We start from the raw sequence: 9,463 nt of genomic DNA, 5'->3' as shown, positions 1-9,463 counted from the left end.
AAATGTTAAATTAATTTTGCTCAGGTACTTATCTAATAATCTTCTCAAACAACCACCTATAGAAATTACAGTCAGTTTGGGTAATGCGGCTAATGAATTAAAATTTGAGCCAAATCGTTTAGAGTTTGCCGTTGGTAAACGGTACAATCTCAAATTAAATAATCCTAGTTCCCAAAAACATTATTTTACAGCCAAAGACTTTGCTGATGCCATTTGGACACAAAAAGTCGAAGCAGGTAAGGTAGAAATTAAAGGTAATATTCGAGAATTGGAACTTAAACCCGGTGCAGAGGCAGAATGGGTATTTGTACCTATCAAACCCGGAAAATATGCTTTACGATGTATCATACCTGGACATACAGAAGCAGGGATGAAAGGCGAAATTGTGATTAGGTAATAATGTCTGTCTGAATCAGAATTTACGGCAAAAAATAAGTTAACGTAAGGATGGGTATGTTTTGCATTGACACTTCCCGGTCTAAAGAAACGGGTATTCTTGCGTTAGGCAGTTAGGTTTTTAGACAGGTTGATTACCTTTCCTGTAACAATTAGTATAACACAAGTCACTGGAGGAAGACAGCCTCTAGTTGGCTTTCATCCCCGGATTAAAAGACATTAATCCCTGAAAATTATTAGGATTTTTAGCCGTTAATTCCCGGGTTTTCAGCCTATTTTCTTATAAATCTCAACAATTTGGCACTTAATCGCTAAAGTAACGGTCATTTCTAGGTTTCATGATGAACATTTTCAGCAACTTGCTTTCTCAACCAGTCCAACTAAAACCCGAAAAACGACAACAACGCCGAGGGATTGAAGTTAAATCACCCCGTGAAATCGAAATTATGCGACAATCAGCAAAGATTGTGGCCACTGTTTTGAAAGAAATTTCTGAGCTAGTCAAGCCAGGAATGACAACGGCTGATTTAGATGCTTATGCAGAACAACGTATCCGTGAAATGGGTGCAACACCGAGTTTTAAAGGATATCATGGCTTTCCGGCTTCCATTTGCTCTAGCATTAATAATGAAGTTGTCCATGGAATTCCTAGCCATAAAAAGGTAATTCGCTCAGGGGATGTATTAAAAGTAGATACCGGAGCTTATTATGAAGGCTTTCATGGTGACTCTTGCATTACTATTGCTGTGGGTAATGTGACTAGTGAAGCAGCAAGACTGATTAAAATAGCAGAAGAATCTTTATATAAAGGTATTGAACAGGTAAAAGCTGGTGTACATCTAGCAGAAATTGCCGGTGCAATTGAAGATCATGTCAAAGCTAATGGTTTTACAGTGGTGGAACAATTTACTGGTCATGGTGTAGGCAGAAATTTACACGAAGAACCACCTGTTTTTAATTATCGCACTATTGAAATACCAAATGTAAAATTGCGTTCTGGTATGACTTTAGCCATTGAACCAATTTTAAATGCTGGTTCTAAAAATACCAGAATTTTAGCTGATAGATGGACAGCGGTAACAGTTGATAATGCTTTATCTGCTCAGTTTGAACATACCGTTTTAGTAACCGATAGTGGTTATGAAATTTTAACTGATAGGACGGAACTTTAACTATGATTTAAACTATGATTTTTGTGATTTTTCCGATCTAGTTAACAACTGACAACTAACCAATTACATTGTTAGTTCCGACCAGGTTTTTTGACCAACTAGCCCATCTGCTGATAAACGACGACGGTTCTGAAAGGCTTTAACAGCAACTTCGGTAACTGGCCCAAAAACGCCATCCACAGGTACTCCATAACCATTAGAAATCAAAAGTTTTTGTAATACTCTCACAGATGTACCTGAACTACCAAAACCTATGATGGGCATGGTTTTTCTTATGGTTGTGGAATATCTTTTTGATACTTGAATATCTTTTTTATTCGGTGTTCTAGGAATATAACTGCTATCAGCTAATTCAAAATAATTTCTAGAATTGTGTCTTTTTCCTACTTGTTCTAGAATTTTGTGTCGTCGAAATGAAACAACGGAATAATGAGTTGGGTAAGTTTCATTTATCTGACTAAATTCAGGAGGTGTAATTTGATTATAAGCGACTAATTGATGCTTTTGAAAATTTACATCGTTGTCTGAAGTAGAAAGTTGAGTAGGTATAAAGGTCGGTATATTTATTTGTTCTGGATTTAATACACCCACGATTAGCGATCCGATTGCAGTCATTGTATTTTATAGCTGTATTTATTAATAAATCTCAAGATTGATATCAAAAAAATGATCTGATTTGAGGGTAGAGTAATTATTAATTTTATTCATCTATCTGTAGAGAGTTTAAATTATAAAAAAAATATTTAGGCTTTGATTGAGTATAAAAAATTCCCAATTGATGAAATCGGGAATCATAAATTTTAGATTTAGGTGAGAGTGTTTAACCGATACTATTAGCAACCGGATGGAAGTAGAAAGCAAAACCTAGGACAGTATAGGCTGCTAGAAGTAATGTTCCTTCTAACCAATTAGATTTACCGTCAGAACTAATGCTATTAGCAATTAAAACTGATACTGCAACGGCGACTAATTCAAAGGGGTTAAAATCTAAATCCATGGGTTGGCCAACTACCCAACCAGCAATGACTAAAACTGGGGCAACAAAGAGGGCAATTTGCATACTTGAACCAACGGCAACAGATAAAGCCAAATCCATTTTATTCTTCATGGCTACGGTGACTGCTGTGGCGTGTTCGGCAGCGTTACCGATAATAGGGACTAAAATCACCCCAGTAAATAGGGCGCTTAAACCTAGTTTAGATGTAGCAACTTCTAAGGCATCAACTAGCAATTCTGACTCTAGGGCAACTAATAGGGTGCAAGCTAAAAGGACTCCACTCCATAACCAAATGTTTGGTTTTTCATGGCTAACTTCTTCTTCTTCTTCTGTATCTACTACGCCAACTTCATATAAATAGGCGTGAGTTTTCATAGAAAACAGTAGTGTTAAGCCGTAAACGAGAATTAAGACTATAGCTACAGCTAAGGAGAGATTCTGTACTGTGGTTTCACTAATACCGATGGAGGTATAGTTCATTGCCGTTGGTAACAAAATGGCAATTACTGCTAAGTTCATGGAGGAAGCATTGACCCGTGCTACAACAGATTCAAATGTTTGTTCTTTGTAACGAATACCTCCTAAGAGCATCGATAGACCCATAACTAGGAGTAAGTTACCGATAATTGAGCCGGTAATACTAGCTTTGACGACATCAATTAACCCTGCATTCAAGGCAACTAAAGCAATAATTAGTTCTGTCGCATTACCAAAGGTGGCGTTTAAAAATCCACCTAAGATGGGGCCAACGACGACAGCGATTTCTTCGGTGGCTGTACCCATCCAAGCGGCTAGGGGGAGGATAGCTAATGCTGCGGTGATAAAAACTACTAAGTCTCCCCATTCTAAAAAGTGGGCTGCCAAGGAGATGGGTACAAACAGTAGCAGAACTGTGAAAATAATGTTCTTGGTTGACATTTTTACTTAAAGTTTAGGGGATATCTACACGATGTCTAAAAATTCATGTGAATTTTAACACCTATTATCTCTACCAGAGATAGTAATTGATAATTAGTAATGATAGGAACAAAATTTAGTTTTGTTTCATAGATATGATTGATCACGGATTTTGTGAGAGAACAATTGTAGAACGGTAGATATAGCAAGAATTTTCTGCAAAATTGCACATTTATTTGGATAAGAAAATATGACTTCGACTACGGAAATACCAAGTAATTATGAATCAATATTAGCATTAGATGAAGAGGTGAAATATAGTCCTGAAGATGATCCCCTGAAAACTGCTCAGGGTGTTTATGTTACCGTTCATGGTCATTTTTATCAACCTCCTAGAGAAAATCCTTATCTTGATGCTATTGAACGTCAACCCAGTGCCGCGCCTTTCCATGACTGGAATGAACGCATTCATTGGGAGTGTTATCGTCCTAATGCCTTTGCAAGAGTCTTAAATGACAGAGGCGAAGTTGTGAAGATTGTAAATAATTATGAATACATGAGTTTTAATATTGGACCTACCCTGATATCCTGGTTGGAACGCCACGATGTGGAGGTTTATCAGCGGATTTTGGAGGCTGATGCTAAAAGCTGCGATCGCTTAAATGGTCACGGAAATGCGATCGCCCAAGTCTATAATCACATTATCCTACCTTTAGCCAATGAGCGGGATAAACATACACAAATTCGCTGGGGTAAGGAAGATTTCCGTTCTCGGTTTGGCCGTGATCCCGAAGGAATGTGGTTAGCAGAAACGGCCGTAGATTATGCCACCTTAGAAGCACTGGTAGCCGAAGGCATTAAATTTATCATTTTAGCCCCTTCCCAAGCCCAGCGTTGTCGTCCTATCCCCACAGAGAATGATCCCCATAGTCAATGGCATGAAGTGGGAGGTAATCAAATTGATCCCACTCGTCCTTATCGCTGCTACTTGGATGCCCACAAGTCAGCAAAAAAAGCCATTCCCTACATTGATATCTTTTTCTACGATGGGCCAATTTCCCGGGATATGGGTTTTAGTGATGTTGTTTACAATTCCCATCATTTTGCGGGACGCATTGGGGCAGCTATTCGTGGGGATCATCGTCAGTCCCAATTAATTTCTGTAGCTACAGACGGGGAAACCTTTGGACATCACAAAAAAGGAACAGAAAAAACTTTAGCCTATGCCTTTATTGGTGAGTTTCCCCGTCATGGTTGGACTGTTACCAACTATGCCCACTATTTGAGTTTAAATCCTCCCTCTTGGGAAGTGAAATTAAAGTCTGTGACGGCCTGGAGTTGCGCTCATGGTGTGGATAGATGGCAAGATGATTGTGGTTGTGGTGGTGAAGGGGGTGTGTGGCATCAAAAATGGCGACGGCCATTACGCAATGCTTTAAATTGGCTGCGGGATCAGTTAATTGAGGTTTATGAAGATTATGGTAGTTCTTTGTTTCGTGATCCTTGGCAAGCACGGGATGAGTATATTCATGTTATGGGCGATCGCTCCCCCGCCAATGTTAGCCGCTTTCTCTCCCACCATCAAGCTCATAAACTCCAGGCAGCAGAACAGGTAGAAGCTTTGCGCTTGCTAGAAATGCAGCGTCACTCTTTACTCATGTTTACCAGTTGCGGCTGGTTTTTTGAAGAAATTTCTCGCCCAGAAGGCACACAAATTTTGCGTTATGCCTCCAGGGCTTTAGAATTAGCTGGCGATGTGGCAGGTATCCAACTAGAAAAGGGCTTTATTAAACGTCTAGGTTTAGCCCCTAGTAATGTGGAAGAATTTAAACATGGAGCAGAAATATATCGTCAATTGGTCTTAACTGCCCAAATTGGCTTTAAACAAGTAGCTGCCCATTATGCCATTACTTCCTTATTCAATCATCACAACAATACTGTTCCTGGAAAAGAAACAGATAAACGATCTAATGGTCATCACCAGAGTGTCTATTGTTATGCTGCGAATGAATTAGATTACCAAAAGCGGCGCATGGGCGCATTAACTATGGCTGTGGGGCATTTGCAGCTAGTGTCAGATATTACCTGGGAAAGTGAGAATTTAGTATTTGCCGTCTTGCACTTGGGCGGCTGGGATTTTCATTGTTGTATTCAACCGTTTACGGGACGACGTAACTATACCCAAACTAAAGAAAAGCTGTTTACAGCTTTACAACAGGCAAGTATAGCTCATGTCATCACTAAGATGACTGAATTGTTTGGGGGTGAAGCCTTTAGTTTGCAGACTTTATTTGCGGAAGAACGTCATCGAATTATGCGGTTATTGAGTCAAGAAACACTGTCACGATTAGATCAACTATATACTCAACTCTATAGAGATAATTACGGTGTGATCATGGCCTTTCATCGGGATGGTTTGGAAGTACCGCGAGAACTACAAGCAGCAGCAGAAATTGCCTTGGGGCATCGTTGTATGACCACATTACGAGGACTACAGCAAGTGCAACCATCACCAGAACAGGAGATGAGCGAAGCCCAATTAAGCTGGAAGTTGATGGGAGAATTGGAAGCGATCGCTACTGAAGCCGAACATCTACGTTGTCAATTAAACATCCCTGAAGGCAACCAAATTTTAGAACAATTAATAGTCCGATTGTTGTGGCAATTATTGTATGATGCCAATAGTAAAATAGATGCAGATATCCAACGTTTAGAACGGTTGATTGATGTTGGTAATAAATTGCATCTTGGCATTAGTTTAAACAATGTCCAAGAATTATATTGGACTTGTTTGCACAGTCAAATATTGCCAGGGATAACTAATATTGACAGTGAAGCCGAAACTATTCAATGCCGTCAATTACTAAAATTGGGACAAAAATTAGCTGTTGATGTTAGTCCTTATCTGGCTAAATTAGCTTAAAGAAATAAAGTGGGCATTGCCCACTATCATATTTGCAACAGGGAACAGGGATTTTTCTTTCTTCTAAAAAAGTTACTTATTAAAAATTTAATGTGCTAGGAATTTTTATCACAAATTCTGAGCCTCCCTCAGTTTTTGGAAATGAAGCGAAAGTCGGTTAAAACCGACTCATGAAAAACGCAATTTTTTAACCTACAATCATCATCAAAAAATTATGTCCAACTAGATAAACGCGGAACTTTTATTAATTCTTGACTGAGACTATCGTGAAGATGACCGTTAGTAGCAAGAATTCTCCCCGACTCAATTTTAATCGGAGTCCCATCATAGGCGGTGACTTTTCCCCCTGCTTCCTGTACCAATATGATTCCAGCCGCAACGTCCCAAGGGGCAATTCCTCGTTCCCAATAGCCATCAACTCGGCCACAAGCGACATAAGCTAAATCTAAAGCTGCTGCACCGCCACGTCTGACACCTTGGGTAAGATGGGTGAGATGACAAAACTCTGCATAATTGTTATCAGTAGTTTCCCGGCGGTCATAAGCAAAACCACTTACTAACAGGCTTCTACCTAATTCTGATGTTTGGGAAACTTGAATGGGGCGACGGTTACGGGTTGCACCTAAGCCAGCCGCAGCCCGAAATAATTCATTATGGAAAGGATCATAAATTACCCCTACTTTGGGCACACCTTGAATTAGTAAGCCAATGGAAATAGCAAAGCAAGGATATTGATGGGCGTAATTAGTTGTACCATCGAGGGGGTCAATAGCCCAGAGAAAATCATTATCTTGATTTCCTAATTTTCCCGACTCTTCAGCGAGGATAGAATGTTGGGGAAAATGGCGGCGCAATACTTCTAAAATTACTTGTTCAGAAGCTTTATCTGCGGCAGTAACTAAATCACCAGGACGGCCTTTTTCGCTGATTGCGTCTTCTAATTTACCTAAATAATCTTGTAAAACTACACCTGCGGCTAAAGCTGCTTCTGTAGCAATATCTAGAAAAATTTGCATATTTGTCGGTTGTGGGTTGTCACCTTTACATTTAACGAGATAGCCGGCGAAATTCTCCAGGAGTCATTCGCATGGGTTTATCAGTGTTCCAGATACCCTTGCCCATAATTCTCGCCCATTGTTGGGCGTGTTCTAGGCGTTGGTTGTATTTGCGATTAGGCGATCGCCCTACAAATAAAGCATATCCTTGTTTGACTATTTCTTCGTTTAACAACTGTTTATCTTTCCATACGTAGGCCAAGGTGCGGTTAAATTTATCCTTGGTTTCTAAGTCAAATTCCAGATTAACAGCTTGATTTGAACCACCAATTAAACTTTCTAGTAATTGTTTGGCATCCTCTCCCCAGGGGGTTTGACGGATATCTGGCGCATCTAACCCAATTAACCGGACTGGGGAAGTTAAATTTGCTTGTGCTTCTATTCCCAATACTTCCAAACTTTGTCCACTGACAACTCTGGCTACTGTTACACTAGCGGGAATAGTAGCAGCGTTATTTTGATTTTGACAACTCACCAAAAGTAACAAACTGGCTAAGATAATTATTTTTGGCATAAAAAGGCGAGGACGGAATACTACAGCAGCCTTCCTCGCTATCAAATTCATTAACTTGAACACAGGAAAATTCTTAGTCCTCATCTAAGGGTAAACCCCGTTTAACTTTGCCCTTACCAAAAAAGCGCCCAAACTGAAGTTCATAAACTTCATCTTCGTCTTGTGTTTCCACTGCCAAATCAGAACGGGCGTAACTTACACATAATAAAGCGTAACCCTTGCGGCGTAAATCTGGAGATAGGCCAATGGCTTCCGGTTGGTGGATTTCTCCTGATAAAACCCTGACAGCGCAGGTTGTACAAGCACCATTGCGGCAAGAAAAGGGGAGTTCTGCCCCGTTATGTTCAGCAGTGTGGAGGATATAACGGTCTTCAGGAACAGTGATAGTATGTGATTTACCTGTTTGGCGATCGTAAACTTTAATTGTGTGGGTTTGAACCATCTTGATTTTTCGATTTTCGGTTTCACACTTAATTATAGGAATAAAGCTAAAAACCCCGCACTTTCAGATCACAGACTCATGAAAAATCTTCTTTCCCCAAAAGCTTGCTTTTTTTTCTAGTCTGTTATAAGATAGCAAAGCGAGAGCCTGGAGAGATGGCCGAGTGGTTGAAGGCGCAGACCTGGAAAGTCTGTTATGCAGAAATGTATACGAGGGTTCGAATCCCTCTCTCTCCGTTACTAAGACACTGAACAAATCAAAATATGTAACATCGTTAGGGTGCTTCAGATGTCAAGAATATGCTTATTTACATGATTTATGCTGTCTGATGTGTTTGGTGAGCTTGTCGAACCAAACCCTACAAAAGATTTTTTTGCGTGACACTTCCGTAAGTCCTGAGATTTTAGATTTTGGCATTTTGGCATTTTTTGGAGTTGTTGCATTGCTATTGTAGGTACGTGAATGTCTTTGTGCGATAATTCCGACTTGCAGAATCCCTCGGTTCATCACCGGGGGTATTTTTTTGTAGACTTATACGCATATGATCTAAATGTGTAAGATACTAAACAACAGAGAAAAACAAACTAAGTTAATCAAGAAACCAGGGAAAACATGAACTTTTGAAAAGAACTTTCTCGACTTTAGTTTTCTGTTGTGCTATGGTTGGATGCTGACGCTACAACTGCCAAATCGTTACAGAATCATACCTGTTGCGGGTTATTGTTTTCTATGCAATTGGATAGAAAACAATAAAATTTAAACTTCCCCCAGACAGACACAATTATCTGAAAATAAAGTTAGATTCATATTTGAACTAGTCCACATTCCAATGTCTTTGATTATGACCTCCAGTTATTTTTTAATGCTGGGGGGAATTTTTTATAATTCTGAAAAATAAATCTCCATCTGAGTTATTGAAATACTTTTTCTAGAGAATCTTGTTCTTTTTGCAATAGAGTAGTAGCTTGTATATAATCATTCAATGATGAAGCGTGAGCAAGAGTAGATAGGGCTTGCTGAATAAAGCTATAACCGTTTATTAATAGGGGTTTCGCGGATTTTAAGAA

Annotated in this window: 8 protein-coding genes and 1 tRNA gene; 4 read left to right on the top strand and 5 right to left on the bottom strand. The window is 39.5% G+C overall.

Going from position 1 to position 9,463, the window contains the following annotated elements:
- Both CUN59_RS05840 and map read left to right on the top strand, forming a co-directional pair.
- The coding region (locus CUN59_RS05840) for a cupredoxin domain-containing protein (RefSeq protein ID WP_104386972.1) at positions 1 to 397 on the top strand (397 nt) is incomplete at its 5' end.
- Between the two features lie 340 nt (positions 398 to 737).
- Positions 738 to 1,568 (top strand): type I methionyl aminopeptidase, encoded by an 831-nt coding sequence (gene map / locus CUN59_RS05835; RefSeq protein ID WP_104386952.1) that lies wholly within the window; start codon positions 738 to 740, stop codon positions 1,566 to 1,568.
- A 63-nt stretch (positions 1,569 to 1,631) separates the two neighbouring features.
- Here the strand turns inward: map and CUN59_RS05830 are convergent, their stop codons facing one another.
- Together CUN59_RS05830 and cax are read right to left on the bottom strand one after the other, a co-directional pair.
- The gene (locus tag CUN59_RS05830) at positions 1,632 to 2,183 is read right to left on the bottom strand and encodes a peptidoglycan-binding domain-containing protein (protein WP_104386951.1); all 552 of its coding nucleotides are present in this window, start codon (positions 2,181 to 2,183) and stop codon (positions 1,632 to 1,634) included.
- Positions 2,184 to 2,388: 205 nt separating this feature from the next.
- Positions 2,389 to 3,483 (bottom strand): calcium/proton exchanger, encoded by a 1,095-nt coding sequence (gene cax / locus CUN59_RS05825; protein ID WP_104386950.1) that lies wholly within the window; start codon positions 3,481 to 3,483, stop codon positions 2,389 to 2,391.
- 229 nt (positions 3,484 to 3,712) lie between these two features.
- Between cax and CUN59_RS05820 the strand changes: the two genes are divergently transcribed.
- Complete coding sequence (locus tag CUN59_RS05820; protein WP_104386949.1) at positions 3,713 to 6,385, top strand: DUF3536 domain-containing protein; 2,673 nt, start codon at positions 3,713 to 3,715, stop codon at positions 6,383 to 6,385.
- Between the two features lie 212 nt (positions 6,386 to 6,597).
- Here the strand turns inward: CUN59_RS05820 and CUN59_RS05815 are convergent, their stop codons facing one another.
- Genes CUN59_RS05815 through CUN59_RS05805 form a run of 3 tightly spaced genes read right to left on the bottom strand, consistent with a single transcriptional unit; the run spans position 6,598 to position 8,396 of the window.
- On the bottom strand, positions 6,598 to 7,401 hold the full coding sequence (locus tag CUN59_RS05815; RefSeq protein ID WP_104386948.1) for an inositol monophosphatase family protein: 804 nt from the start codon (positions 7,399 to 7,401) through the stop codon (positions 6,598 to 6,600).
- 31 nt (positions 7,402 to 7,432) lie between these two features.
- Complete coding sequence (locus CUN59_RS05810; protein WP_243406881.1) at positions 7,433 to 8,005, bottom strand: thermonuclease family protein; 573 nt, start codon at positions 8,003 to 8,005, stop codon at positions 7,433 to 7,435.
- A 22-nt stretch (positions 8,006 to 8,027) separates the two neighbouring features.
- Entirely contained in the window at positions 8,028 to 8,396 is a 369-nt protein-coding gene (locus tag CUN59_RS05805; protein ID WP_104386946.1) for a 2Fe-2S iron-sulfur cluster-binding protein, read from the bottom strand.
- Positions 8,397 to 8,545: 149 nt separating this feature from the next.
- Between CUN59_RS05805 and CUN59_RS05800 the strand changes: the two genes are divergently transcribed.
- Positions 8,546 to 8,632, top strand: a tRNA-Ser gene (locus CUN59_RS05800).
- Positions 8,633 to 9,463 lie beyond the last annotated feature (831 nt).

It is taken from the genome of Cuspidothrix issatschenkoi CHARLIE-1, from assembly GCF_002934005.1.
Lineage (GTDB): Bacteria > Cyanobacteriota > Cyanobacteriia > Cyanobacteriales > Nostocaceae > Cuspidothrix > Cuspidothrix issatschenkoi.
The sequence above is the reverse complement of the archived record's forward strand: the minus strand, read 5'-3'. Positions and strand labels throughout refer to the sequence as shown.

Excerpts from the sequence above, each read along its gene's own strand:
- map (WP_104386952.1), top strand. The coding sequence starts at position 738 with ATGAACATTTTCAGCAACTTGCTTTCTCAACCAGTCCAACTAAAACCC.
- CUN59_RS05830 (WP_104386951.1), bottom strand. The coding sequence starts at position 2,183 with ATGACTGCAATCGGATCGCTAATCGTGGGTGTATTAAATCCAGAACAA.
- cax (WP_104386950.1), bottom strand. The coding sequence starts at position 3,483 with ATGTCAACCAAGAACATTATTTTCACAGTTCTGCTACTGTTTGTACCC.
- CUN59_RS05820 (WP_104386949.1), top strand. The coding sequence starts at position 3,713 with ATGACTTCGACTACGGAAATACCAAGTAATTATGAATCAATATTAGCA.
- CUN59_RS05815 (WP_104386948.1), bottom strand. The coding sequence starts at position 7,401 with ATGCAAATTTTTCTAGATATTGCTACAGAAGCAGCTTTAGCCGCAGGT.
- CUN59_RS05810 (WP_243406881.1), bottom strand. The coding sequence starts at position 8,005 with ATGAATTTGATAGCGAGGAAGGCTGCTGTAGTATTCCGTCCTCGCCTT.
- CUN59_RS05805 (WP_104386946.1), bottom strand. The coding sequence starts at position 8,396 with ATGGTTCAAACCCACACAATTAAAGTTTACGATCGCCAAACAGGTAAA.